The sequence below is a fragment of the Aquipuribacter aurantiacus genome (assembly GCF_051216895.1).
Classification (GTDB): Bacteria; Actinomycetota; Actinomycetes; order Actinomycetales; family JBBAYJ01; genus Aquipuribacter.
Window position 1 is genome coordinate 83538 of sequence record NZ_JBPKAO010000001.1, and the last position, 24560, is coordinate 108097.

General features: G+C 73.5%; 23 protein-coding genes and 3 tRNA genes. 17 read left to right on the top strand and 9 right to left on the bottom strand.

Features of this window, described 5'->3' with window-relative positions:
• Positions 1–4: 4 nt before the first annotated feature.
• The 10 genes from recF (at position 5) to ACR80Q_RS00475 (ending at position 10536) form a co-directional block, all read left to right on the top strand.
• Positions 5–1357 carry a DNA replication/repair protein RecF gene (gene recF, locus ACR80Q_RS00430; RefSeq protein WP_435375561.1) on the top strand — a complete coding sequence of 451 codons (1353 nt, stop codon included), beginning with the start codon at positions 5–7 and terminating at the stop codon, positions 1355–1357.
• Complete coding sequence (locus ACR80Q_RS00435; protein ID WP_435375562.1) at positions 1354–1929, top strand: DciA family protein; 576 nt, start codon at positions 1354–1356, stop codon at positions 1927–1929. The genes recF and ACR80Q_RS00435 overlap by 4 nt, the downstream gene beginning before the upstream one ends.
• 666 nt (positions 1930–2595) lie before the next feature.
• Positions 2596–4713, top strand: a complete 2118-nt coding sequence (gyrB, locus tag ACR80Q_RS00440) for a DNA topoisomerase (ATP-hydrolyzing) subunit B (RefSeq protein ID WP_435375563.1) — start codon at positions 2596–2598, stop codon at positions 4711–4713.
• Between the two features lie 70 nt (positions 4714–4783).
• Positions 4784–7423, top strand: coding sequence for a DNA gyrase subunit A (gyrA, locus tag ACR80Q_RS00445; RefSeq protein ID WP_435375564.1), 2640 nt, complete (start codon positions 4784–4786; stop codon positions 7421–7423).
• Between the two features lie 422 nt (positions 7424–7845).
• The gene (locus ACR80Q_RS00450; RefSeq protein ID WP_435375565.1) at positions 7846–8232 is read left to right on the top strand and encodes a DUF3566 domain-containing protein; all 387 of its coding nucleotides are present in this window, start codon (positions 7846–7848) and stop codon (positions 8230–8232) included.
• Positions 8233–8291: 59 nt separating this feature from the next.
• Positions 8292–8365: transfer RNA gene (locus ACR80Q_RS00455), tRNA-Ile, on the top strand.
• A 129-nt stretch (positions 8366–8494) separates the two neighbouring features.
• On the top strand, positions 8495–9487 hold the full coding sequence (locus ACR80Q_RS00460; RefSeq protein ID WP_435375567.1) for a M15 family metallopeptidase: 993 nt from the start codon (positions 8495–8497) through the stop codon (positions 9485–9487).
• 101 nt (positions 9488–9588) lie between these two features.
• A complete protein-coding gene (locus ACR80Q_RS00465; protein ID WP_435375568.1) occupies positions 9589–9705 on the top strand; it encodes a DLW-39 family protein in 117 nt (38 codons plus the stop codon).
• A 30-nt stretch (positions 9706–9735) separates the two neighbouring features.
• Positions 9736–9808: transfer RNA gene (locus tag ACR80Q_RS00470), tRNA-Ala, on the top strand.
• A gap of 194 nt (positions 9809–10002) precedes the next feature.
• Positions 10003–10536, top strand: a complete 534-nt coding sequence (locus ACR80Q_RS00475) for a hypothetical protein (RefSeq protein WP_435375569.1) — start codon at positions 10003–10005, stop codon at positions 10534–10536.
• A gap of 92 nt (positions 10537–10628) precedes the next feature.
• Here the strand turns inward: ACR80Q_RS00475 and ACR80Q_RS00480 are convergent, their stop codons facing one another.
• Positions 10629–11444 (bottom strand): hypothetical protein, encoded by an 816-nt coding sequence (locus ACR80Q_RS00480; protein ID WP_435375570.1) that lies wholly within the window; start codon positions 11442–11444, stop codon positions 10629–10631.
• A 108-nt stretch (positions 11445–11552) separates the two neighbouring features.
• Here ACR80Q_RS00480 and ACR80Q_RS00485 point away from each other — a divergent pair, with 108 nt between their 5' ends.
• Together ACR80Q_RS00485 and ACR80Q_RS00490 are read left to right on the top strand one after the other, a co-directional pair.
• Positions 11553–12083, top strand: coding sequence for a peptidylprolyl isomerase (locus tag ACR80Q_RS00485; RefSeq protein WP_435375571.1), 531 nt, complete (start codon positions 11553–11555; stop codon positions 12081–12083).
• A gap of 88 nt (positions 12084–12171) precedes the next feature.
• Positions 12172–12969 (top strand): rhomboid family intramembrane serine protease, encoded by a 798-nt coding sequence (locus ACR80Q_RS00490; RefSeq protein ID WP_435375572.1) that lies wholly within the window; start codon positions 12172–12174, stop codon positions 12967–12969.
• A gap of 71 nt (positions 12970–13040) precedes the next feature.
• Here the strand turns inward: ACR80Q_RS00490 and ACR80Q_RS00495 are convergent, their stop codons facing one another.
• Positions 13041–13295 carry a cell division protein CrgA gene (locus ACR80Q_RS00495; RefSeq protein ID WP_435375573.1) on the bottom strand — a complete coding sequence of 85 codons (255 nt, stop codon included), beginning with the start codon at positions 13293–13295 and terminating at the stop codon, positions 13041–13043.
• Between the two features lie 115 nt (positions 13296–13410).
• Here ACR80Q_RS00495 and ACR80Q_RS00500 point away from each other — a divergent pair, with 115 nt between their 5' ends.
• The 4 genes from ACR80Q_RS00500 to ACR80Q_RS00515 are packed head-to-tail and all read left to right on the top strand — an operon-like array spanning position 13411 to position 15878.
• On the top strand, positions 13411–14325 hold the full coding sequence (locus tag ACR80Q_RS00500) for a DUF881 domain-containing protein (protein ID WP_435375574.1): 915 nt from the start codon (positions 13411–13413) through the stop codon (positions 14323–14325).
• A gap of 13 nt (positions 14326–14338) precedes the next feature.
• Positions 14339–15031, top strand: coding sequence for a class E sortase (locus tag ACR80Q_RS00505; protein WP_435375575.1), 693 nt, complete (start codon positions 14339–14341; stop codon positions 15029–15031).
• Positions 15031–15198: a hypothetical protein gene (locus ACR80Q_RS00510; protein WP_435375576.1), complete on the top strand. Its 168-nt coding sequence runs from the start codon at positions 15031–15033 to the stop codon at positions 15196–15198. The genes ACR80Q_RS00505 and ACR80Q_RS00510 overlap by 1 nt, the downstream gene beginning before the upstream one ends.
• Before the next feature lie 8 nt (positions 15199–15206).
• The gene (locus tag ACR80Q_RS00515) at positions 15207–15878 is read left to right on the top strand and encodes an aminodeoxychorismate/anthranilate synthase component II (RefSeq protein WP_435376032.1); all 672 of its coding nucleotides are present in this window, start codon (positions 15207–15209) and stop codon (positions 15876–15878) included.
• Positions 15879–15912: 34 nt separating this feature from the next.
• Here the strand turns inward: ACR80Q_RS00515 and pknB are convergent, their stop codons facing one another.
• From pknB to ACR80Q_RS00550, 7 genes are read right to left on the bottom strand one after another with little or no spacing between them, the layout of a single operon-like run.
• Entirely contained in the window at positions 15913–17763 is a 1851-nt protein-coding gene (gene pknB / locus ACR80Q_RS00520; RefSeq protein WP_435375577.1) for a Stk1 family PASTA domain-containing Ser/Thr kinase, read from the bottom strand.
• The gene (locus tag ACR80Q_RS00525; RefSeq protein ID WP_435375578.1) at positions 17760–19031 is read right to left on the bottom strand and encodes a protein kinase domain-containing protein; all 1272 of its coding nucleotides are present in this window, start codon (positions 19029–19031) and stop codon (positions 17760–17762) included. The genes pknB and ACR80Q_RS00525 overlap by 4 nt, the downstream gene beginning before the upstream one ends.
• Positions 19028–20482, bottom strand: a complete 1455-nt coding sequence (locus tag ACR80Q_RS00530) for a peptidoglycan D,D-transpeptidase FtsI family protein (RefSeq protein WP_435375579.1) — start codon at positions 20480–20482, stop codon at positions 19028–19030. Before ACR80Q_RS00530 ends, ACR80Q_RS00525 begins: the two co-directional genes overlap by 4 nt.
• Entirely contained in the window at positions 20479–21876 is a 1398-nt protein-coding gene (locus ACR80Q_RS00535) for an FtsW/RodA/SpoVE family cell cycle protein (RefSeq protein WP_435375580.1), read from the bottom strand. The genes ACR80Q_RS00530 and ACR80Q_RS00535 overlap by 4 nt, the downstream gene beginning before the upstream one ends.
• Before the next feature lie 4 nt (positions 21877–21880).
• On the bottom strand, positions 21881–23098 hold the full coding sequence (locus ACR80Q_RS00540; RefSeq protein WP_435375581.1) for a PP2C family protein-serine/threonine phosphatase: 1218 nt from the start codon (positions 23096–23098) through the stop codon (positions 21881–21883).
• Entirely contained in the window at positions 23098–23625 is a 528-nt protein-coding gene (locus tag ACR80Q_RS00545) for an FHA domain-containing protein FhaB/FipA (RefSeq protein WP_435375582.1), read from the bottom strand. The genes ACR80Q_RS00540 and ACR80Q_RS00545 overlap by 1 nt, the downstream gene beginning before the upstream one ends.
• On the bottom strand, positions 23622–24320 hold the full coding sequence (locus tag ACR80Q_RS00550; protein WP_435375583.1) for an FHA domain-containing protein: 699 nt from the start codon (positions 24318–24320) through the stop codon (positions 23622–23624). Before ACR80Q_RS00550 ends, ACR80Q_RS00545 begins: the two co-directional genes overlap by 4 nt.
• 156 nt (positions 24321–24476) lie before the next feature.
• On the opposite strand from ACR80Q_RS00550, the gene ACR80Q_RS00555 reads away from it, so the two are divergent.
• Positions 24477–24560: transfer RNA gene (locus ACR80Q_RS00555), tRNA-Leu, on the top strand.

Consider the following 24560-nt stretch of genomic DNA (forward strand, 5'->3'; position numbering starts at 1 on the left):
ACCCGTGCACGTCGAGCACCTGTCGCTGACCGACTTCCGGTCCTACCCGGAGGCCGAGGTCGCCCTCGGCCCCGGGGTCACCACGCTCGTCGGAGACAACGGGCAGGGCAAGACCAACGTGGTCGAGGCCCTGGCCTACCTGGCCACCCTGGGCAGCCACCGCGTCGCGACCGACGCGGCGCTCGTTCGTTCCGGGGCCGAGCGGGCGGTCGTGCGGGGCCGGCTGCGCCGCGGCGGTCGGGCGGCGCTGCTGGAGCTCGAGATCACCCCGGGCAAGGCCAACCGGGCCCGGGTCAACAAGTCACCCACCCGCCCCCGGGAGGTCCTCGGGCTGCTGCGGACCGTGGTGTTCGCGCCGGAGGACCTGGCTGTCGTCAAGGGCGAGCCTGACCAGCGACGACGGTTCGTCGACGACCTGCTGGTGGCGCTCAGCCCCCGGTTCGCCGGCATCCGGTCGGACTACGAGCGCATCGTCCGCCAGCGCAGCACGCTGCTCAAGAACGGCCGTGGCCTGCGCGGGGAGGCCCGCGACGGCCTGCTCGCGACGCTCGAGGTGTGGGACAGCCACCTGGCGCAGACGGGGGCGGACCTGCTGCACGCCCGGCTCCGGACGCTGGAGCAGCTGTCGCCCTACGCCGAGCAGGCCTACGCCGACGTGTCCGGCGTCCCCGGCGCGCTGACGACCGCCTACCGCGCCCGCGGACTGCACCCGGGGGTCCGGTCGACCGACACCGCGTCCCTGCCGTTGCCGCCGACCGACCGCGAACAGCTACGCGACATGCTCCTGGTCGCGGTGCAGCAGGCCCGGACCGTCGAGCTGGACCGCGGCACCACCCTGGTCGGGCCGCACCGCGACGACGTCGACCTCGTCGTCAACGGGCTCCCGGCCCGCGGGTACGCCAGTCACGGCGAGTCCTGGTCGACCGCGCTCGCGCTGCGGGTGGGGTCGTTCGACCTGCTGCGCGACACCGGCGGTGACGACGGCGAGCCGGTGCTGGTCCTGGACGACGTGTTCGCGGAGCTGGACGCCCGTCGCCGTCGCCACCTCGCCGCGCGGGCGCTGGAGGCGGAGCAGGTCGTCGTCACCGCCGCCGTCGCCGAGGACGTCCCCGCGGAGCTGGTTGGTCGGGTGCTCGAGGTCCGTCGTGACCAGCAGACGGGGATCAGCACGATCGAGGTACGGGGCGGCGGGGCGGCGGACGGCTCGGTCGGTCCGGTTGCTGCGGTCGGTCCGCTCGGCGACGTGCCGGAGCGACTCCCGGAGCGGCTCCCGGAGCCGGACGCACCGGACCGGGCGGAGCTGCCCGTCGACCCGACGGGACCGCATCCGGAACCGCACGTGGCGGAGCCCGGGTGACCACGCCGGGCGGCACCACCGACGGCTCGGCCGGCGACACGCCGGAGGGCGCGGAGCCCGACGCCGTGAGCCTGGCCTGGCAGCGCGCGCTGGCCGCCGCGCGGGCCCGGGGGCTGCGCCCGGGCATGCCGGGTGGTGCGCTCGGCGGCCGGGCGCGCACGGCCGGACGCTGGCGGGCCGGTCAGGAGGTCACGCTGTCCGGACCGGGCAAGGACGGCCGCGACCCGGCCGGTATCGGGGACGTGACCGGCAGCCTGGTCGCCGCGGCGGGCTGGACCGACGCCGTCGCCGTGGGCGGCGTCATGGGCCGTTGGCCCGAGGTCGTCGGGCCGGACGTCTCCGAGCACTGCGTCCCGACCGGCTTCCGTGACGGCACGCTCACGGTGCGGGCCGCCACCACGGCCTGGGCCACCCAGCTCCGCCTGCTCGTCCCGGACGTCCGCCGGCGACTGGACCAGGTCGTCGGCGAGGGCGTGGTCACCCACATCGAGGTGCTGGCGCCCGACGCACCGTCGTGGAAGCGGGGCCGGCTCAGCGTCCGCGGCCGCGGCGCGCGCGACACCTACGGCTGACCGGCGGGCGCGGGAGCCCCGTCGGATATCGAGGCCGCCGTACCGACCAGCGACACGACACGCGTGCTGGACGGTCAGCTCGACCCCGCGACGGGTCCGGTGTCGCTGGTCGGTACGCCGCCCCGCCGCCGGTCCTGCTGCCCGGCCCGCCCGACCCGCCGCCCGGCCCGCCCGCCCCGCCGCCGGTCCTGCTGCCCGGCCCGCCCGACCCGCCGCCCGGCCCGCCCGCCCCGCCGCCGGTCCTGCTGCCCGGCCCGCCCGACCCGCCGCCCGGCCCGCCCGCCCCGCCGCCGGTCCTGCTGCCCGGCCCGCCCGACCCGCCGCCCGGCCCGCCCGCCCCGCCGCCGGCCCCGCCGCCCGGCCGGCCGCCCGGCCCACCCGCCCCGCCGCCGGTCCCGCCGCCCGGCCCGCCCGACCCGCCGCCCAGCCCCCAGCCCCCCGCCGCCCCCGCCGGCCCGCGCCGTGCACCGCGGTGCGCCCGCCGCGATCCTGGCGCCGTCGCACCCGTCGGGCGCCCCGTGGGGGTCCCCACGCGAACGGGGGTCTCGCGGCCGAGAGAGCCCGTGCAGGGCCGCAGAACGCGGATCACCGGTGTGGACGGTCGGGTCGAGCACCTCTCCCGAGGTAGACTAGGAGGGTTGTCCGCCATCTGAGGAGCCTTGCCGCGTGACCGACGGGAACCCGACTTCCGAGTCCTCCCCCAGCACTCCCGACAGCAGCGCACCCGATGGCGAGAAGACCGTCGCCGCTGCACCCGACCAGGCCGCCGTGGGTTCGGCCTCCGGTTACGACGCGAGCAACATCTCGGTCCTCGAGGGGCTCGAGGCCGTGCGCAAGCGTCCCGGCATGTACATCGGGTCCACCGGTCCCCGGGGCCTGCACCACCTGGTCTACGAGGTGGTCGACAACTCCGTGGACGAGGCCCTGGCCGGGCACTGCGACGCCATCGAGATCACGCTGCTGGACAACGGCGGCGTCCGCGTCGTCGACGACGGCCGCGGCATCCCGGTCGACATGCACCCGGTGGAGAAGAAGCCGGCGCTGGAGGTCGTGCTGACCGTCCTGCACGCGGGCGGCAAGTTCGGCGGCGGCGGGTACGCGGTGTCCGGCGGCCTGCACGGCGTCGGCGTCAGCGTCGTCAACGCCCTGTCCAAGCGGCTCGACGTCGAGGTCCGCCGGCAGGGGTACCACTGGCGCATGTCGTTCGTGGACGGTGTGCCGACCGGGCCGCTGGAGCGGGGCGAGCCGACGGACACCACCGGCACGTCGGTGACGTTCTGGGCCAGCGAGGAGACCTTCGAGACGGTCGAGTACGACGCGGAGACCCTGCGCAGCCGGTTCCAGCAGATGGCCTTCCTCAACAAGGGGCTGCAGCTGACGATCGTCGACGAGCGCACCGCGCACGTGACCGACGGCGAGGACGTCGTCGACGGCGGGGACCGCAGCGACGCCACGCGCGAGATGCGCACGACGTACAAGTACGACGGCGGGCTCGTCGACTACGTCAAGCACCTCAACTCCTCGAAGAAGAGCGACCCGGTGCACGACGAGATCCTCAGCTTCGAGGCCGAGGCCGAGGACAAGCACATCAGCGTCGAGATCGCGATGCAGTGGACCCTGGCCTACAGCGAGTCGGTCCACACCTACGCCAACACCATCAACACCCACGAGGGCGGCACGCACGAGGAGGGCTTCCGGGCCGCGCTGACCTCGCTGGTGGGCCGGTACGCGCGTGACAACAACATGCTCAAGAAGGACGAGCAGATCACGGGCGACGACATCCGTGAGGGCCTGACCGCCGTCATCAGCGTCAAGCTGGCCGAGCCGCAGTTCGAGGGCCAGACCAAGACCAAGCTGGGCAACACCGAGGCCAAGAGCTACGTGCAGAAGGTACTCGGCGACGAGCTCGGCAACTGGTTCGCGGCCCACCCGCGCGAGGCCCGCGACATCATCCGCAAGGCCCAGCAGGCGGCGGCCGCGCGCGTCGCCGCCCGTCGCGCCCGCGAGGCGACCCGCCGCAAGGGCCTGCTGGAGTCGAACTCGATGCCCGGCAAGCTCAAGGACTGCCAGTCCAACGACCCGGCGCGCTGCGAGATCTACATCGTCGAGGGCGACTCGGCCGGCGGCTCGGCGATCGACGGTCGCGACCCGGAGACCCAGGCGATCCTTCCGCTGCGGGGCAAGATCCTGAACGTCGAGAAGGCCCGGCTGGACCGGGCCCTGGGCAGCGAGGCCATCCAGGCGCTCATCACGGCGCTGGGCAGCGGCATCGGTGAGGACTTCGACGTCGACAAGCTCCGCTACCACAAGATCGTCCTGATGGCCGACGCCGACGTCGACGGCCAGCACATCCGGACCCTGCTGCTGACGCTGCTGTTCCGCTACATGCGCGGCCTGGTCGAGGCCGGTCACGTGTTCCTGGCCCAGCCCCCGCTGTACCGGATCAAGTGGACCAACGCGGAGCACGAGTACGTCTTCACCGACCGCGAGCGCGAGGTGCTGACCGAGGCGGGCCTGTCCTCGGGCAAGCGGCTGCCCAAGGACCAGGCGATCCAGCGCTACAAGGACCAGGCGATCCGGTGCTACAAGGACCTCGGCGAGATGAACTACGAGGAGCTGTGGGAGACGACGATGAACCCCGCCACCCGCACCCTCCTGCGCGTCACCCTCGACGACGCGGCGGCCGCCGACGCCATGTTCAGCGTGCTCATGGGCGACGACGTCGAGTCCCGCCGCTCCTTCATCCAGCGCAACGCCAAGGACGTCCGCTTCCTCGACATCTGAGGAGCGCCACCCGGGGCCACGGCCCCACGCCCGAGGCCGACAGCCACACCCCTGACGGAGGCACCGCAGCGTGACCGACCAGACCACCGACTTCCCCACCGGGGACCGGATCGAACCGATCGACATCCAGCTGGAGATGCAACGCTCCTACCTGGACTACGCGATGAGCGTCATCGTCAGCCGCGCGCGGCCGGACTTCCGCGACGGGCTCAAGCGCGTCCACCGGCGCGTGCTCTACGCGATGTACGACGGTGGGTACCGACCCGACCGGCAGCACTCCAAGTGCACCCGCATCGTCGGTGACGTCATGGGGCAGTACCACCCGCACTCGGACACGGCGATCTACGACACCCTCGTCCGCCTGGTCCAGCACTGGGTGATGCGCTACCCGCTGATCGACGGGCAGGGCAACTTCGGCTCCCGCGGCAACCAGGGCGCGGCCGCTCCCCGGTACACCGAGTGCCGGCTGCAGACCATCGCCATGGAGATGGTCCGTGACATCGGCGAGGAGACCGTCGACTTCGGCGAGAACTACGACGGGCGGACCCAGGAGCCGCTGGTCCTGCCCTCGCGGTTCCCGAACCTGCTGGTCAACGGGTCCGCCGGCATCGCCGTCGGGATGGCGACCAACATCCCGCCGCACAACCTGCGCGAGGTCTCGGCCGCGGTGCAGTACGCGCTGGACCACCCCGACGCGAGCGGCCCGGAGCTGCTGGACGCGCTGATGGAGCGGGTCCAGGGCCCGGACTTCCCCACCCACGGCGTCATCATGGGCAAGCAGGGCATCGAGGACACCTACCGGACCGGCCGCGGCTCCATCACCATGCGGGCCGTCGTCGAGGTCGAGGAGATCCAGGGCCGCACCTGCCTGGTCGTGTCCGAGCTGCCGTACCAGGTCAACCCCGACAACCTCGCCGAGAAGATCGCCGAGATGGTCAAGGACGGCAAGCTGTCCGGCATCGCCGACATCCGCGACGAGACGTCCGGGCGGACCGGCCAGCGCCTGGTCATCGTGCTGCGCCGCGACGCCGTGGCCAAGGTCGTCCTCAACAACCTCTACAAGCACACCCAGCTGCAGTACAACTTCAGCGCGAACATGCTGGCCCTGGTCGACGGCGTGCCCCGCACGCTCAGCCTGGACGGGTTCATCACCCACTGGATCGCCCACCAGCTCGAGGTCATCCAGCGCCGCACCGCGTACCGGTTGCGGCAGGCCAAGGAGCGCCAGCACCTGCTCATCGGCTACCTCAAGGCGCTGGAGAACCTCGACGACGTCATCGCGCTGATCCGTCGCTCGGCCACGGTCGAGGACGCTCGCAACGGGCTGATGGAGCTGCTCGAGATCGACGAGGTCCAGGCGCGCGCCATCCTCGCCATGCAGCTGCGCCAGCTGGCGTCGCTGGAGCGGCAGAAGATCGCCGACGAGTACGCCGAGCTCACGGCGCAGATCACCGACTACGAGGACATCCTGGCCACGCCGACCCGGCAGCGGCAGATCGTGTCGACCGAGCTGCAGACCATCGTCGACAAGTACGGCGACGACCGCCGCTCGAAGATCGTCCCCTCCGCCGGCGAGGTGTCGATGGAGGACCTGATCCCCGAGGAGGAGGTCGTCGTCACCATCACCCGGGGCGGCTACGCCAAGCGCACCCGGGCCGACTCCTACCGCGCCCAGCGGCGCGGCGGTCGGGGGATCCGCGGGGCGGCGCTGCGCGGGGACGACGTGGTGGAGCACTTCTTCACCACGAGCACCCACCACTGGCTGCTGTTCTTTACCAACCTGGGTCGGGTGTACCGGGCCAAGGCCTACGAGCTGCCCGAGGGCGCGCGTGACGCGAAGGGCCAGCACGTCGCCAACCTGCTGGCGTTCCAGCCCGACGAGCGGATCGCCCAGGTCGTCGACCTGTCCGGTTACGACGAGATGCCGTACCTGGTCCTGGCCACCCGGCAGGGCCTGGTCAAGAAGTCGCGGCTGACCGACTACGACTCCCCGCGCTCCGGCGGGCTGATCGCGGTCAAGCTCCGCGACGGCGACGAGCTGGTCGCGGCCCGGCTGGTGGACTCCGGCGACGACCTGCTGCTGGTGTCCCGCAAGGGCATGAGCATCCGGTTCACCGCCGACGACGAGCAGCTGCGCCCGATGGGCCGCGACACCTCCGGCGTGACCGGGATGCGGTTCCGGGCCGACGACGACCTGCTCAACGCGTCCGTGGTGCCGGCCGGCTCGACCGGTGACGTCCTGGTGGTGACCGAGAACGGCTACACCAAGCGGACCCCGGTCAGCGACTACCGGGTGCAGGGCCGCAACGGCTACGGCATCAAGGTGGCCAAGGCCAGCGACGAGCGCGGCGACCTGGTCGCGTCCCTGATCGCCGGCGACGGCGACGAGATGATGGTGATCATGTCCTCGGGCCGGGTGATGCGCAGCCGCGTGGCCGACATCCGTTCCAGCGGGCGGGACACCTACGGGGTCATCCTCACCAAGCCCGGCAAGGACGACGCCGTGATCGGGGCCGCGCTGAACAGCGAGGTCAGGATCGACGACGAGGCGGAGGCGGTGCCGACCGAGGGCACGGCCGGGGATCCGGTCGTGGGTGACGACGGGGTCACGAACCCGGGTGAAGTGCCCGTGACCGTGGCTGACGAGGTACCGTCGTCCGATGACGAGCCTGACGGCTCGACCCGCGAGGTAACGGGAGGTGACGGGTGAGCACGACCGAGTCCGGTCCCAACTCGCCCACCGCGGTGGGGTCCCGTCCGGGCGGTGCTGAGGCACCGTCGGGCGCACGTCCGCAGTCCGAGCGTCCTCGCCCGGTCGACGGCCCGCGGGGGACGGCACCGGTCCGCACCACGACGGCGCCGCCGCAGCCCGGGCAGACCCGTCCGGGCGGGCCGCAGCGTCGGGCGACCGGCACCCAGCCCCGGCAGGGCCAGCCCCTGCGCACGGGTGAGCGTCCGGGTCAGCCCACCCAGCCGGGTCAGCCGGTCCGGGGGGGCCAGCCGCGACCGGGTCAGCCCCGTCCCGGTCAGCCCGGTCCGGGCCAGGCGCGTCCGGGCCAGCCGAGCGGCGGTCAGCCCCGTGCGGGTCAGCCCCGCCCGGGTCAGCCGCGTCCCGGTCAGCCCCGCCCCGGGGTGCGGCCGGCGGCTGCGGTTCGTCGTGGCCCCCGCAAGGCCCGTCTGTCGCTGGCCCGGCTCGACCCGTGGTCGGTCCTCAAGCTGTCGTTCCTGCTGTCCGTGGCCCTCGGCATCATCGGCGTCGTCGTGACCGCCGTGGTGTGGAACGTCATCGACGGCATGGGTGTCTTCACCGACATCAACGAGATCGTGGGCCAGGTGCAGGGCGACGCGCTGTTCGACATCTACGCCTACGTCGGCTTCGAGCGGATGCTGTCCCTGTCCGTCGTCGTCTCGGTCGCCAACGTCGTCATCCTGACTGCGCTGGCCACCCTGTTCGCGTTCGTCTACAACATCAGCTCCGGGCTCGTCGGCGGTCTGCACGTCACGCTCACCGACGAGTGAGCCGCTGATTTCAGCGAGGGTGCCCACCTCGGGTACCCTCGGCAGGCGCGCGAGCGCACGGGCCTATAGCTCAGTCGGTCAGAGCGCTTCCCTGATAAGGAAGAGGTCGGTGGTTCAAGTCCACCTAGGCCCACCCACCCGTACGAGCCCCACGCCGGTCCCGGCGCCTGCCCGCCAGGCACCGGTGGCCGGCGTCTCGCGTCCCAGGCGGTCAGGGTGTACCCGGGACGGCGCCTCGACGGTCAGCCGTGCGCGCCTGGTCGTGGCCGTCCTGCTGGTGGCCGTCCTGAGCGGCTGCGCCCCCGCGGGAGCACCGGCCGACGGCGGTACCTCGACGTCGGCGAGCGCCGCGACGGCGGCGGCGAGCGGGGCCGCCGGTGTCCGCACCGGCCCGGTGCTCGGGCCGCCCACGTCCGGCGCCGACGTGGGTCCCCCGAGCCCGGCCTCGCACGGTCCGTCGGCGGTCACGACGCCGACGAGTCCGACGGTCACGGCGGAGCCGTCCAGGCCGGTGCTCGGCGGCACCCCCGACCCGCGGGCGACACCGGCCCCGGAGTGGGTGGGGACCCGCGCCCTGGGCCCGGCCGGGAGCGGGCCCGTCCCCCCGCAGACCACCCCTCCGGAGCTGCTGGACCGTCGCATCCTCACCGTGGACGTGCTGCAGCCGCCGGTCGACGGGCAGTTCACCTCGTCGGTCGGCAGCGTCCCCGACGACGTGCTGGCGCGCTCCACCTGGGAACCCGCGTGCCCGGTCGCCGCCGACGACCTGCGCTACGTCCTGGTCGCGTTCTGGGGGTTCGACGGCCGGCCCCACACCGGTGAGGTGCTGCTGCACCGTGACGCCGCGGACGCCGTGGTGGCGGCGTTCGCCGCGATGCACGCCGACCGGTTCCCCCTGGAGGAGGTGCGGGTGGTGGCCCGCGAGGAGCTGGACCTGGCCCCGACCGGCGACGGCAACGTGACGTCGGCGTTCGTGTGCCGACCGACGACCGGGGGCGGCGGCTGGTCCGAGCACGCCCACGGCCGGGCGCTGGACGTCAACCCGTTCCACAACCCGTACGACCGGGGGACCGGCGAGGACCGGGTCGTCATCCCCGAGCTGGCGACCGCATACACCGACCGGGACCGCCGGCTGCCGGGGATGCTGCTGGACGACTCGGCCGTGGTGCGGGCCTTCCGGGACGAGGGCTGGACCTGGGGCGGTGACTACCGCACGCTCGCGGACTGGCAGCACTTCTCGGCGAGCGGCGGCTGAGACCCCGGCGGTGGTGGGCCGAGGACAGGCGCGTCGCCCCGTCTGCCCGGCTGCTCTACAGTTGGCACGCACGTCGTCCGCCCGCGATCGAGGAGAAGCCCGTGAAGCGAGTCCTCGTCCTGGCGTTCGCAGGCCTCGCGGCGTTCGCCGCGTGGCGCAGGTGGACGGACCGTCGGCACGAGGCCCAGCTCTGGGCCGAGGCGACCGACCCGGTCTGACCGCAGCACCTGCTCGACCCGGACGGCTCCGGGGGCGTGGCGCAATTGGTAGCGCACCTGCTTTGCAAGCAGGGGGTTAGGGGTTCGAGTCCCCTCGCCTCCACTCAGGCCGGAGGCCCTCTCGTCTCGCCGCGAAGGGTCTCCGGTCTGTTCTGATCGCAGCGACGTGCAGCCACGTCGAGCCCCTCAGCCGGGACAACTCCGGCGTATCACCCCAAACCGACTCCACCTCCTCTGTCTGCGCCATCGAGGCGCACGGGACGCGCCCAGCGTCCCGTCACGACAGGAGGACCAGTCATGCCGATCAGAGTCAACGAGAAGGCCCCGAACGTCCCGGTCGAGGAGCGGGCGGCGACGACGCTGCGCCGCCACCTCGAGGCCGGGACGCTCGACGAGATCGGGGGGCTGGCGTTCCCGAGCCGGCCCCGCTACCTCGTCACCTACATGAACTCCCAGACCGGCGGGCGGGTGCGCTCGGCCACGCTGGTGAGCGTCACGAACCAGTCGGACTTCCCGACCACCGTCACGGTCAGCTGGTACCGGGGGTTCAGCGACAACTCCTCACCGGTGGGGACGTCGACCATGGTGATCCCGCCGGACTACACCGTGGACTTCGGGTCCCGGGACCTGCCGTCGGAGATCACCGCCGTCAACTCCACGCCCAACCCGGAGCTGACCTTCGACGAGGGGCGGGCCGTCGTGCAGTCCCGGGTGCGCGAGATCGGGGTCAGCGCCCGCGTGGTCTACACCTCCGGCGACCGTGACGAGGAGCTGCTCGCCATCACCGACTCCAAGGTGGTGCGCTACGGCGAGGGCAACACCGGCGACTGAGCCGGCTCCCCGGGGCGCACACGCCCCCCTGACGCAGCGGAGGGCGCCCCCGCTGCAGCGGGAGCGCCCTCGTCAGGTGCAGGTGCGCGACGTCAGGACCTGTTCTCGTCCTTGCCGTCGTCGGTCACCGAGTGCGCCCCGGGGGCGATGTCGGCGATGTCGGTCTCGGGACGCTGCTCGTCCTCGTCCTCGTCCCCGTCCGACTTCTCCGTCTCGTCGTCCGACCCGCCCTCGGTCGCGGGCGTGACCGGCGCGGACGTCGGCTGGACCGGGGCCGGCGGGTAGGTCGGGTAGGGCTGAGCCCACGGGTCGGTCGCGTCGTCCTGCTTGCGCAGCAGGAACGCGACGGCCCCGCCGATCGCCGCGAAGACGCCCAGGACGAGCAGGAGCTTGCGGCCCTTGCGGCCCTTCGTCTTCTTGGTGGTGGCGACGGCGTCGCCCTTGAGGACGTGCACCGCGCCCGAGCCCCGCTCGTTGGCCGTCGCACCCGCCGCGGCCGCGGCGGCGGCCGCCGCCGTCGCCGTGTCGACGACCTTGGGCAGCCAGCCGTCCACGATCGTGTCGCGGGCGGAGTCCACCGCCGGCGCGATCTTCCCGGCTGCCGCCTCGACCTTGGGGGCCGCGTACTGCACGGTCGCGTCCTTGGCGTGGCGCAGCCGGGGCTCGGCCCAGTCAGCGGCGTGCTTCACCCGGGGCTCGGCCCAGTCGTTGGCGGTCTTCACCCTGGGCTCGGCCCAGTCGCGCGCGTTCTTGACCTTGGGCTCCGCCCACTCGCGGGCCGAGTCGATCCGCAGCTTGGCGGCGGCCTTCTCGGCCGCGACGGCCTCGCCGGCGCTGGCGACCGCACGCTCGGCGGCGCGGTTGGCCTTCTTCTCGGCCTTGCGCGCCTTCGTCGTCGTCCTCGACATGGTTCCTCCCGAGGTCGTTGTGGTTCACGGGACACCGTGCCCCGAGGGCCATCCTGCCGTGATCAGGCCGCGGACGCACGGGCGCGTCACGCCTGAGACACTGAGGACATGCTTGCGACCCAGACCGCGACCATCAAGACCACCAAGGGCGACATCCGAGTGGAGCTGTACGGCAACCACGCGCCCAAGACGGTGGCCAACTTCACCGGCCTCGCCACGGGCGAGAAGGAGTGGACCGACCCGACCACGGGCGCCACCCGCAAGGACCCGTTCTTCGACGGGCTCGCGTTCCACCGCGTGATCTCCGGCTTCATGGTGCAGGGCGGCTGCCCGCTGGGCACCGGCACCGGCGGTCCCGGCTACACCTTCGACGACGAGATCCACCCCGAGCTGTCCTTCGGCGAGCCGTACCTGCTGGCCATGGCCAACGCCGGCAAGCGCGGTGGCCAGGGCACCAACGGCTCGCAGTTCTTCGTCACGGTCGTGCCGACCCCCCACCTGCAGGGCAAGCACACCATCTTCGGCAAGGTCGCCGACGCCGAGTCCCAGGCCGTCGTCGACGCCATCGCCGCGGCGCCCACCGACAACCGTGACCGTCCCCGCGAGGACATCTCCATCAGCGGTGTCGAGCTCTCCTGACCACCCTGGGCCGGCCGGGACCGAGGGTCCCGGCCGGCCCGACGGGCAGCCGTCGGCGCAGCCGGTCTGCCCGCGCCACCTCGACCGGGTGGCCTACGTGCGATGCCAGCGCTGCGAGCGTCCGGCCTGCCCGGACTGCCAGCGCCCGGCCGCCGTCGGTGTCCACTGCGTGGACTGCGTCCGGGCCCAGCCGGCCGTCACCGCCCGCACCGTGGCCGGGGCCCCCCTGGGCGACGGCCGACCGGTCGTCACCCAGACCCTGATCGGCGTCCTCGTCGTGGTCTGGCTGGCCCAGGCCGTGCTGCCGGGGGTCACGCGCGCGCTGGCGTTCGCCCCGGTGCTGTCGATGGCCGAGCCCTGGCGGTTCCTCACCCTCGGGCTCGTGCACTCCCCCGGGCTGCCGCTGCACCTGCTCCTCAACGGCTTCGCGCTGTGGGTGATCGGGCGTGAGATCGAGGTCCAGCTCGGCCGGTGGCGCTACCTGACGCTGCTGGTGCTGTCGACGATCGCCTCGGCCGTGGGCGTCCTCTGGCTGACCCCGACCACCTCCGACGGCTGGTTCGGCCTGACCGTCGGCGCGTCGGGGGCCGTGTTCGGGCTGCTCGGGGCGGCCGTGGCCCTCAACGGCCGCCGGGGCGAGCCCGTCGTGCGCCAGGTGCTGGTGCTGCTGGTGCTGGCCGCCGCCGGCCTGCTGCTGCCCAGCATCTCCTGGCAGGGCCACGTCGGCGGTCTGATCGGGGGCCTGCTCGTGGGCGGCGTGCTGGTGCTGGCCCCCCGGACCAACCGCACCCGGTGGCAGGTCGGCGGCCTCGTCGCCGTCATCGTCCTGCTCGTGGTGCTCACCGTCGTCCGGTGGCTCGTGGTGGGTCCGGGGGTGCTGGCGTGAGGTCCCCGGAGCAGGTTATGCACACTGTGGACAACCGCTGGGGACAACTCACACCGGTGTAGTTCCGCAGGTCAGCGCCACCTGGTGGTCATCAGGAACCCCGCCATGGCCAGCCCGAAGCCGACACCCAGGTTCCACAGGCCGATGCCCGGGATCGGGTAGGCCTGCTGCGTGATGTAGAAGACGACGATCCAGACCAGGCCGAGGACCATGAGCCCGACCATCACCGGGACCCACCAGCGGGGGTTGGGCTTGGGGGGCGCGGGCGGCCCCGTCGTGACGGGTGCGGGGGACGCCGGCTTCTTGCGTCGGCTGGACTCGGGCACGTCTGCTCCTCGGAGGGGTCGGTGGTGAGGTCGTGGTCCCGTGGCTCGAGGCCATCGGGTGCTCCGCACAGGGTACGGCGACGGGCAGCCTCCTCGGCAGGTCACAATGGGACCGATGGACATCGACAGCGAGCCCCGGGTCCCGGGCCCCGGCGACGGTCCCCGTCGGCGCGGGCGCGAGGGGCTGCTGCGTGCGCTGCGGCAGGGCCCCGGCGCCGGTGTGGCCGTGGTGCTGGGCGCCGCCGGTCTGCTGTTCGCCGCCTCCGGCAGCACGGCGCAGGGCACGGACCTGCGGGACGACTCCGTGGACCTGGCCTCGCTGGTCGGCCAGGAGCGTGACGCGGCCGAGGGCACGACCACGCTCGTGGAGTCGCTGCGGGCCGAGGTGGCCGAGCTCGAGGGCCGCACGGCCGGCGCCGACCCCGAGCTCGACGGTGCCCTCGCCGCCATGGGCGAGGCGGCCGGCATGCAGGCCGTCACCGGCCCCGCGGTGCGTGTGGTGCTCGACGACGCCGACTTCACCAGCCGTCGCGCCGCCCAGGCGGGGTCCCCCGACGACCTGGTCGTGCACCAGCAGGACGTCCAGGCCGTGGTGAACGCGCTGTGGCTCGGTGGGGCCGAGGCGATGATGCTGATGGACCAGCGCGTCATCTCCACCAGCGCCGTGCGCTGCGTGGGGAACACGCTGAGCCTGCAGGGCCAGCCCTACTCCCCGCCGTACGTCATCACCGCCGTCGGCGATCCCGAGGCGCTGCTGGCCGCGCTGGCGGACTCGGAGAACGTGGACGCGTACCGCCGCTACGTCGAGGCGCTGCTGGCCGCGCGGGAGGACGCGGAGAACGTGGACGAGTACCGCCGCTACGTCGAGGCGCTGCTGGCCGCGCTGGAGGACTCGGAGAACGTGGACGAGTACCGCCGCTACGTCGAGGCCTTCGGCCTGGGGTACGAGGCGGAGGACATCGGCGAGACGGAGCTGCCCGCGTACAGCGGGCCGCTGGAGCTGCGGTTCGCGCAGGTCCGCGACGCATGACCCGGGTGCTCGCGTGATCCGCGCCCTCGTCCGGGCGTTCGGTGAGCTGATGGTGACCGGGGGCGCCCTGGTCCTGCTGTTCCTGGCCTACCAGCTGTGGTGGACCGACGTGGTCGGCGACCGCGCCCAGCAGCAGACCGCCGCCGCCCTGGAGCAGCAGTGGGACACCGCCGCCGCACCGGTCGAGGGGGCCGCCGCTCCCGCCGTCGACCCGGTGCTGGCCGACCTGCCGTCGGACGTGGTGGCGATGCTGCGCGTGCCCCGGTTCGGCGAGGACTACGTCGCCCCGGTGCTGGCGGGCACGGACGACCTCGTCCTGCAGGACGGGGTCGGTCACTACGACGGCGCCGCCCTGCCCGGCGAGGTCGGCAACTTCGCGGTCGCGGGGCACCGCACCACCTGGGGGGCACCGTTCAACCCCATCGCGGACCTGGTCACCGGGGACGCGGTGGTCGTCGAGACGCCGGACACGTTCCACGTCTACCGGGTGGAGGTCACGGAGATCGTGCTCCCCACCGACGTCCGGGTCATCGCGCCCGTCCCGTCGCAGCCGGGCGAGACGCCGAGCGAGGCCTGGCTGACGATGACGTCGTGCCACCCGATGTTCAGCGCCCGGGAGCGCTACGTCGTCCACGCGCTGCTGGAGTCCTCCACGCCTCGCGGCGACGGGCCGCCGGCGGCGCTGCAGGCCGCGGAGGTGGGTTGATGTACGGCGCGATCTGGCGGGTGCTGCCCGGACCGCTCGCGGTCCGGCTGGTCCTGGTGGTCCTGCTGCTGGCCGCCGCGGTGGCCGTGTGCTTCCTGTGGCTGTTCCCGGTGCTCGAGCCGTACGTGCCCTTCAACCAGCAGACCGTCGAGGAGCCCACGCCGTGAACGACCCCATGGACCAGGTCGACGACCCGTCCGGGACGGCACCGTCCGCCGGCCCGCCGGTGCGGGTGCTCGTCGTCGACAACTACGACTCGTTCGTCTTCACCCTGGTCGGCTACCTGCGCCAGCTGGGCGCGGAGGTCGACGTCGTCCGAAACGACGAGGTCACCCCGGAGCACGCGGACGACTACGACGGCGTCCTGCTGTCGCCGGGCCCCGGGACACCCGGGGAGGCCGGCATCTGCGTGGCCACCGTGCGTCGTGCCGCCGAGCGGGGTCAGCCGCTGCTCGGGGTGTGCCTGGGCCACCAGGCCCTCGCGGAGGCGTTCGGCGCCACCGTGACCCACGCCCCCGAGCTGCTGCACGGCAAGACCAGCCCCGTGCTGCACGGCGGCGACGGGGTGCTGGCCGGGCTGTCGTCGCCCTTCACCGCCACCCGGTACCACTCGCTCGCCGTCGTCGACGAGACCATCCCGGGCGAGCTCCAGGTCACCGGGCGCACGCAGGGCGGCGTCGTGATGGCGCTGCAGCACGAGTCGCTGCCGCTGTTCGGGGTGCAGTTCCACCCCGAGTCCGTCCTCACCGAGGGCGGGCACCTGCTGCTGGCCAACTGGCTCGCGGTGCTGGGCGACACCGGCGCCCCCGCCCGCGCCGCGGGCCTCAGCCCCCTCGTCACCCGCTGACCCCCTCGGCCGCAGGGCCGAGGGGGCCGAGGCCTCAGGGCTCGGCGGTGGGCTCGGCGGTGGGCTCGCCGCTCGGCTCGGGCTCGGGCTCCGGCTCGGGCTCCGGCTCGGGCTCGGGCGCCGGGGGCGGCGTCGGCGTGACCGTGACGACGGACGGCTCCGGCGGCGGGGCCACGGCGATGGTCAGCGCGACCTGCTCCCCGATGTCCAGGCGACGGTCCTCGGTGCCGTCCTGGGCCAGGACGGTGCCCGGCTCCTCCTCGGCCGTCTCCTGGTTCTCCGTCGTCACGCCGAACCCGGCAGCCTGCAGGCGCTGGATGGCCTCGGTCTGCTGCAGGCCGATGACCGACGGGACGGTGTTCTGCCCGCTGGCCAGGACCAGCGTGACCGCGGTCCCCTCCTCGACCGTCTCGCCGGTGGCGGGCTCGCTGGACAGCACCAGCCCGGCCTCGACGTCGGGGTCGTCGGCCTCGCTCGTGCCGCCGAACTCCAACCCGGCCGCCAGCAGCGCGTCACGGGCCTCCGCCTGCGTGAGGCCCTCCAGCTGCGGGACGGCCACCTCTCCGGGGCCGACGGCGACCGTCAGCGTGACGGCGGTGTCCAGCGGGTACAGGGTGAGGGTGTCCGAGGGCAGCGGGTCCTGCTCGGTGACCACTCCGGCCTCGGCGTCGGCCTCCTCGTCCTGCTCGACCGTGACGTCGGTGAAGCCCAGCTCGGTCAGCTGCGCCTCCGCGTCGGCCTGCTGCAGGCCGACCAGCTCCGGCATCCGCACCTCGTCCACGGGCTCCTCGCCGCCGGAGGCCAGGAACCACACCACGCCCCCGATGAGCGCCAGCGCGAGCAGGACCAGCAGGGCGTACAGCCAGACGCGTCGCCTGGGCTGCTCGTCCTCCTCGTCCTCCCCGGGCAGCTCGTCGACCTCGTCCTCGGCCCACACCGGGGGCGGGACGGCGGCGGGCATGCGCTGGGTCATGGCGCCGGTGTCGGCGAAGGCCGCGGCCGGGGCGAGCACGGGCAGCCCCGTGGCCACCCGGTCCAGGTCCGCGAGGAACGCCTCGGCGTCCTGGTACCGGTCCTCCCGGGCCTTGGCCAGGGAGTGCAGCACGACGTTGTCCAGGTCGACCGGGACGTCGGGGTTGAGGGTGCTGGGGGCGGCGGGCGTCTCGCCGACGTGCTGGTAGGCCAGCGCCAGGGCGTTCTCCCCGACGAACGGCGGCCGACCGGTGAGCAGCTCGTAGAGCAGGCAGCCGGCGGAGTACAGGTCGGACCGGGCGTCCACGGACTCCCCGCGGGCCTGCTCCGGCGACAGGTACTGCGCGGTGCCCATGACGGCGTTGGTGCCGGTCATCGTGGCCGAGGTGTCCGCCATCGCCCGGGCGATGCCGAAGTCCATGACCTTGACCTCGCCCGCGTCGTTGACCATGACGTTGCCGGGCTTGATGTCGCGGTGGATGATCCCCGCGCGGTGGCTGTACTGCAGGGCGTCCAGGACCCCGGCGGTGATGCGCAGGGCGTCGTCGAGGTCCAGCGGCGACGACTCCTGCAGGATCTGCTTGATGGTCCGACCGTGGACCTGCTCCATGACGATGTAGGGCTGCGGCGCGGGCGAGCCGTAGGGGTCGAGCGCGGTGTCCTCGCCGGTGTCGTACACCGACACGATGGCGGGGTGGTTCAGCGAGGCCGACGACTGCGCCTCCCGCTTGAACCGGGCCTGGAACGACGGGTCGCGCGCCAGGTCCGTGCGCAGCAGCTTGACGGCGACGGACCGACCGAGCCGTCGGTCGTGCGCCGACCAGACCTCGGCCATCCCCCCGCGCCCGATCTCCTCGGTCAGCTGGTAGCGGCCGCCCACGAGCCGAGGCTCGCCTGTCGTCTGATCCGTCATCGTCCGTCCTTGTCGATCGTGGTCCACGGGGAGCCTGGCACATGCTCCAGACCCGCCGCGGACGTGTCGTCCCCGCCGCCCACCAGGCCGAACGCCTGGAGCAGGGTCGCCAGCAGCAGCAGGGCCACCAGCGCGAGCAGGGCGACGAGCGGCGCACGCAGCGGCCGTCGTCGCCGGGAGGGGGTGACCCGCGTCGCCGCAGGTCGTGCCCTCGGTCGTGCGTCCTGGGCCGTCGGGTGGCCGACGACGGGGATCTCCCTCGTCCGGGGCACGGCCGGGGCCGACGGCCTCGGTCCGCCGCCCGTGGGCGCGGCGACGCCGGCGGCCTCCGCCTCGGGGGCGGGCAGGTCGGCCGCGGGCTCGACGCCCTCGGCGATCGCCCGCAGCCGGGTGGCGAGGGTCTCGACGTCCGGCCGGGCGCCGGGCGACTTGGCCAGGCAGCGGGACACGGTGGTGCGCATCGCGTCGGGCACCGTGCCCGGCAGGGGCGGGAGCGGGTCCTGGACGTGGGCGCGGGCCACCTCGGCCGGGTTGTCCCCGGTGAACGGCGGCTGCCCGGTCAGCAGCTCGTAGGCCACGACCCCCAGGGAGTAGACGTCGGACGCGGTGGTCGCCCGCTCGCCCCGGGCCTGCTCCGGAGACAGGTACTCCGCCGTGCCCATCACGAGCCCGGTGCGCGTGACCGGGACGGCGTCCGCGGCCCGGGCGATGCCGAAGTCGGTGACGGTGACGTCGTCGGGGCGGCGCCCGGCCTCCGTGGCCCCGGCGCCCGGCTGCCCGGGGCCTGTCTGCTCCTGGCTGGGGTGTCGCGACACCACGAGGTTGGCGGGCTTGACGTCGCGGTGGACCAGGCCGATCCGGTGCGCGGCGGCGAGCGCGTCGGCCACCTGTGCGAGCAGGCCGGCGACCTCCTGGGCCGGCAGCGGGCCGCTCTCGGCCAGCACCGCGTTGAGCGGGCGACCCTGCAGCAGGTCCATCACCAGGTACGCGGTCGCGGTCCCGCCGGTGAGGACCGCGGGGTCCTCGCCGTAGTCGTGCACCGCGGCGACGTGCGGGTGGCGCACCGACGCCGCGTGACGCGCCTCGGTCCGGAACCGGTCGAGGAACCCGTCGTCGTCGGCGAGCTCCGGGCGCAGCACCTTGACGGCGACGTCCCGGTCCAGCCGGTCGTCGTGCGCGCGCCACACCTCGCCCATCGCCCCGACCGCGACCTGGTCCAGCAGCCGGTAGCGACCGGCGAGCACGAGCCCCGCTCCCGCCTGCGTCATCGCGCCAGCACCGCTTCCATCACGGCGCGCGCGATCGGTGCCGCGACCCGGCCGCCGCTGGTCTCGCTGCCGGCGCTGCCGCCGTTCTCCACGACCACGGCCACGGCGACCTGGGGGTCGTCGGCGGGGGCGAAGGACGTGAACCAGGCGTGCGGGGCCTGGTCGTTCCCGGTCTGCGCGGTCCCGGTCTTGCCGGCGACCTGGACCCCGGAGATCTGCGCCGCCGTGCCGGTCCCGTTCTCGACGACGTCGACCATCATGGCGGTGATGGCATCAGCGGTGGCCGGCTCGACCGGGTCGGCCATCACCTCCGGCTCGACCTGCTCGACGACCTGCAGGTCCGGGCCGCGCACGGTCCTGACCAGCTGCGGTCGCATCAGGACCCCGTCGTTGGCGACCGCGGCGCTGGTCATGGCCACCTGCAGCGGGGTGACCCTGACGTCGAACTGCCCGACGGCCGCCTGCGCGCTCTGGGGGGCGTTGAGCCCCTCCGGGACCCGCGACGGCGTGACGGTCAGCGGGATGGCCAGGTCGTCCTCGTAGCCGAAGCGCTCGGCCTGCTCGCGCAGCGCGTCCCCACCCAGGTCGATCCCGAGCTGACCGAACGCGCTGTTGCAGCTGATCCGCATGGCCTCGGCCAGCGTCGTCAGGTCACCGGGGCCGCACGGGCGGTCGTCGTAGTTGGGCAGCACCGCCGTGGTGCCGGGCAGGTCCAGCGCGGCCGGGCCGGGCAGCTGCGACTGCGCGGTGTAGCTGCCGCTCTCCAGGGCGGCGGCCGCCGTCACGATCTTGAACACCGACCCCGGCGGGTAGGTCTGGCTGGCGATGGCCCGGTTCTCCAGCGGGCGGTCCGGGTCGGCGTTGAGGCTGTCCCACGCCTCCCGCACGGCGGCCAGGTCGTGGGAGGCCAGCGACGCGGGGTCGTAGGACGGCTTGCTCACCATGGCCAGGATGCGGCCCGTGCTGGGCTCGACGGCGACCACGGCCCCGCGCTGGTCGCCCAGGGCGTCCCACGCAGCCTGCTGCGCCGCCGGGTCCAGCGTCAGCTCGACCGAGCCGCCCGTCGGGTCCTGGCCGGTGAGGACCTGGCCGATCCGGCTGTAGAACAACGAGTCGGCCGTGCCGGCCAGCACGTCGTTCTCGGCGTCCTCGGTGGCCGTGGTGCCGTAGACGATGGAGAAGAAGCCGGTGGAGTGGGCGTACAGCTCCCCGCCGGGGTACTCGCGCAGGTACTGGTAGTCCCCGCCCACCTCGGTGCTGGTGGCCACCGGGTCGCCGGCCACCACGATCGGCCCGCGCTCGCGGCCGAACTCGCGGTAGACCTCGCGGACGTTGCCCTGCCCGGCGGCCACCGACGACGCGCCGACGAACTGGATCCACGACGTCGACAGCAGCAGGCTGGCGAACAGCAGCGTGACCACGACGGCCAGGCGGCGCAGCGGGGTGTTCACGGCAGCCTCACCACCTGGGTGCGGGCGTCGTCGGCCGGGGTGGCCGGCGTCTGGCCGCGGGGCGGCTCGGGCAGGTCGGGGCGGCGGGCCAGGTCGGAGACCCGCAGCAGCAGCGCGATGATGATCCAGCTGCCCAGCAGGGAGGACCCGCCGTAGGCCAGGAACGGCATCGTCAGCCCCGTGAGCGGGATCACCCGGGTGACACCGCCGGCCACGACGAACACCTGCAGCGCGATGGAGAACGCCAGACCGCAGGCCAGCAGCTTGCCGAAGCCGTCACGGACGCCGATGGCGGTGCGGATGCCCCGCTGCACGAGGATCCCGTACAGGACGAGGATCGCGAACAGCCCGGCCAGGCCCAGCTCCTCGCCCAGCGACGCCACGATGAAGTCGCTCTCGGCGAACGGCACGATCTGGGGCCGGCCGCGACCCAGCCCGGTCCCGAGCAGCCCGCCGTCGGCCATCCCGTACAGGCCCTGGACCACCTGGTACGACCCGCCGGTCGCCTCGATCAGGCGGGGGTCGAACGGGTCCAGCCAGACGGCCACCCGGTTCTGGACGTGGCCGAACAGCTGCCAGGCCAGGACGCAGCCGCCGGCGAACAGGGCCATGCCGATGACGATCCAGCTGACCCGCTCGGTCGCGACGTAGAGCATCGCCACGAAGATGCCGAAGAACAGCAGCGAGGTGCCCAGGTCCCGCTCGAACACCAGGATGCCGACCGACGCGAGCCAGGCCACGAGGATGGGGCCCAGGTCGCGGGGGCGGGGCAGGCGCAGCCACAGGATCTTGGGCCCGACCAGCGACAGGGTGTCCCGCGCGACGACCAGGTAGCCGGCGAAGAAGATGATGATCGCGATCTTGCCGAGCTCGGCCGGCTGGAACGTCGTGATCCCCAGGTCGATCCAGATCGTGGCGCCGTTGACGGTGCTCCCGATGCCGGGCACCAGCGGCAGCAGCAGCAGGCCCAGCCCGACCACCATGGCCGTGTAGGTGCGCGCCCGCAGCCGGCGGTGGTCGCGCAGGACCACGAGCACCACGGCCGCGGCGACCACGGAGATGGCGGTCGCCCCCAGCTGCCGCACGGCCAGGGAGGTGTCCTCGGCCAGGTCCAGGCGGTGGGTCATCACCAGCCCGATGCCGTTGATCAGCAGCGCGATGGGGATGAGGACGGGGTCCGCGTACGGCGCGACCACCCGGACGACGACGTGCAGGGCCAGTCCGAGCCCGAGCAGGCCCGCGCCCACGGCGAGCAGCCGCACGGGCAGCACACCCTCGACGGTGAGGCCGACCAGGGCGTAGGCGACGGTGGAGATGCCGACCGACACCAGGATCAGCAGCAGCTCGAACCCGCGACGGGTCCCCGGGGCGAGGGCCGTGACGACGGTGGTCATCGCCTCACCCGGCGCCCAGCTGGTCGCGCAGGTCGGACACGATGCGGCTGGCCTCCGTCCGGTCGTCCGCCTGGATGCCCTCCGCGACGATGCCCTGCTGGAAGGACGGCAGGTCCTCGACCGCGACGTCGGTGAGCTCGTCGACCGTGGACAACCGGATCGGCCCGATGTCCTGGCTCAGGCCGCGGTACACCGCCACCATCTCCTGGCCGGAGCCGCTCTCGGCCGCCCCGACGAAGTACTGGTCCTGCGACCAGCTCCACGCCAGCCACACCGAGCCGCCCAGCCCGGCCAGCACCGCGAGCACCACGAGCCAGGCCACCCAGCGGCGGTCGCCCGGGGAGTCGTCGTCGTGGTCCTCCTCCGGTCGGTCCTCGCGGCCCAGCGACGCCGCGCGGGCGGCCGGGCTGTCGTCCTTCGGGGGGGCCGGGCTGGTGCCCTTCTTGGTGCGGGCGGCCGCCGCCCCCACGACCTGCGGGGCCGTGGAGGGCGGGGAGTCCAGGTCGACGACGTCGGCCACGATGACCGTGACGTTGTCCGGGGCGCCGGAGCGCAGCGCGAGGCGGACGAGGTTCTCGGCGGTAGTGCCCGGGTCGTCCCCGGCGGCGAGGGTGTCGTGCAGGGTGTCGTGGCTGACGAAGCCCGACAGGCCGTCGGAGCACAGCAGCCAGCGGTCGCCGGCGCGGCCCTCGCGCACGGACAGGTCGGCCTCGTCCCCGTGCTCGCCGGTCAGCACCCGCATGACGACGTTGCGCTGCGGGTGGTTCTCGGCCTCCTCCTCCGTGATCCGCCCGGCCTCGACCAGGCTCTGCACGTAGGTGTGGTCGGTCGTGACCTTGACCAGCTCGCCGCCACGCAGCAGGTAGGCGCGGGAGTCGCCGATGTGGGCGAGGATCAGCCGCGACCCGGCCCGCATCAGGGCCGTGACGGTGGTCCCCATGCCTGCGAGCTCCGGCTGGGCCTTGACCCGGTCCTGCAGCGTCGTGTTGGTCCGGCGGATCCGCTCCCCGAGGCGGGTCTGGGCCTCGGTGCTGCCGAGCGCCTCCCCGTCCAGGCTCGCCAGCTCCCCCACGGCCAGCGAGCTCGCGACGTCGCCGCCGGCGTGCCCGCCCATGCCGTCGGCCACGACGAGCAGGTGGGGCCCGGCGTAGCCGGAGTCCTCGTTCTTGGTCCGGACCAGGCCCACGTCGCTGCGGGCGGCGTAGCGCAGGGCGATGGACACTAGGCCCTCAGCTCCAGCACGGTGCGCCCGATCCGGATCGGGACCTTGACCTGCAGCGCGACCGGTCCCTGGACCTGCTCCTTGCGCAGGTAGGTGCCGTTGGTCGAGCCCAGGTCCTCCAGCACCCACTGGCCTTCCTGGCGCGAGATGCGCGCGTGCCGCCCGGAGGCGAACTCGTCGTCGATGACGAGGGTGCAGTCCGCGGCCCGGCCGATCGTGATGGCCGAGGTGCCGAGGGTGATCGTGGTGCCCTGCAGCGAGCCCTCGGTGACGACGAGCTGCCGGGGCAGGGCCGGCGGGCGGGGCTCCGGCGGCTGCCGTGCCCCCGCGTCCCGTCGTGGGGCCGGCTGGGGCTTGGGCGTCGGCTGCTTGGGCGTCGGTGCGGCCTTGGGCGCCTTCGGCGCCTGCCGGACGGCGACCCTGGTGCCGTACAGGTCGCCGCGCAGCACCCCGACGACGCCGAGCACGAACAGCCACAGCAGCACGAGCAGCCCCAGCTGCAGGACGGTGAGGGTCAGCTCGCTCATCCGGCGTCCCGCACCACGATGCGCGTGTGCCCGAGCGACACGACGTCACCGGCCTGCAGCGCCTGGTGGTCGATCTGCCGCTCCCCGACGAAGGTGCCGTTGGTCGAGCCCAGGTCCAGCACGGACAGCACGGTCCGCCCGGACGAGCCGTCCACCCGCAGCTCGGCGTGACGGCGGGAGACGCCGTTGTCGTCGAGCACGATGTCGGCGTCGGAGCCGCGCCCCAGCGTGGTGACGGGGCCCGTCAGGACGTAGGCGCGTCCGTCGACCTCGATGACCGGACGTCCGGCGGTCGCCGTCCGGCTGGTGGCCGGCGCGACGGCGCCCTTGACCGTCTGGCTGGCCACGTCGAACATCCCGACCTCGAGGTCCTCGTCCCGGTCGAGGGTGACGGTGACGGGCCCGACGAAGGCGTAGCGCTGCTTGTCGGCGTGCTCCATGGCGGACGCGGCGAGCTCGTCGGCCAGCGCGTCCTCCCACTCGGCCAGGCGGTCGTGGTCGTCCGGGCTCAGGGTCACCGTGAAGTGGTTCGGCACCAGGGTGCGGCTGCGGCCGAGCACGGCGGCGCGGTCGTCCAGCTCACGGCGCAGGGCGGAGGCGATCTCCACCGGCTGGACGCGGGACTTGAACGTGCGGGCGAACACACCGTTGATCGTGCGCTCGACGCCCTTCTCGAACTTGTCGAACAGCCCCATGGCAGGACCACCTCCTCTCCGACTCCCGGAGGGCACGCGAGGGCACGACCGCACCCCGAGACGTGCCCGGCCTGCTCGCAATGTACCGGCGGGGGAGGTGGATCGTGGAACGCGCGGTTCGGGAGGCCGCTGCAGTCGTAGTACGCTTCCCGCTGCGCGCGAGTGGCGGAATAGGCAGACGCGCACGGTTCAGGTCCGTGTGTCCGAAAGGACGTGGGGGTTCAACTCCCCCCTCGCGCA